Source organism: Geobacillus sp. BMUD (genome assembly GCF_013096845.1).
Classification (GTDB): Bacteria; Bacillota; Bacilli; order Bacillales; family Anoxybacillaceae; genus Geobacillus; species Geobacillus vulcani.
In genome coordinates this window covers 1-722 of record NZ_SDLA01000046.1, presented here as the reverse complement: position 1 = coordinate 722, position 722 = coordinate 1, and the positions used below count along the sequence as shown (strand labels likewise).

General features: G+C 52.9%; 2 tRNA genes and 1 rRNA gene. All 3 read right to left on the bottom strand.

Annotated features, from left to right (window positions below):
- Positions 1-233: 233 nt before the first annotated feature.
- A tRNA-Ala gene (locus tag ETC05_RS17305) sits at positions 234-309 on the bottom strand.
- 6 nt (positions 310-315) lie between these two features.
- A tRNA-Ile gene (locus ETC05_RS17300) sits at positions 316-389 on the bottom strand.
- Between the two features lie 215 nt (positions 390-604).
- Positions 605-722: ribosomal RNA gene (locus ETC05_RS17295) — 16S ribosomal RNA — on the bottom strand; the annotation flags it as partial.

The following is a 722-nucleotide window of genomic DNA, read 5'->3' as shown; positions in this document are numbered from 1 at the left end:
CCCGTCCTTCATCGGCTCCTAGTGCCAAGGCATCCACCGTGCGCCCTTTCTAGCTTAACCTACAGCGTCTCGGCTTCTTCCTTATTGTCTAGCTTCGGCGCCTAGCTCTCTTCTGCCAAATAACCTCCCCCCTTGGGATGCAAGCATCCCAAGGGTGAAGAACATTTGGCTTCGAGAGCTAACCGCAGCGCCTCAGCTTTTCCGGTTATCTAGTTTTCAAGGAACGATTTTTATGGTGGAGCCTATCGGGATCGAACCGATGACCTCCTGCTTGCAAAGCAGGCGCTCTCCCAGCTGAGCTAAGGCCCCATCCAATGGGCCTAAGTGGACTTGAACCACCGACCTCACGCTTATCAGGCGTGCGCTCTGACCAGCTGAGCTATAGGCCCATATACTCCTCACAAGGAACGATACGTTCCCTCCAAACGAAACAAGGCCGCTGCATTGAATCCATTTCTTTGCAGCCTTGCACCGAGGAATCTCGACTTCTCCGAATCTGCTCGCAGGCGCAAAACAGCCAGAAAAGACAAGTTCCCTCAAAACTAAACAAAACGGCAAGCGTCATTATAATCAAACCATTCGGTTTTGTCAATAACATCCTTAGAAAGGAGGTGATCCAGCCGCACCTTCCGGTACGGCTACCTTGTTACGACTTCACCCCAATCACTTGCCCCACCTTCGGCGGCTGGCTCCCGTAAGGGTTACCTCACCGACTTCGGGTG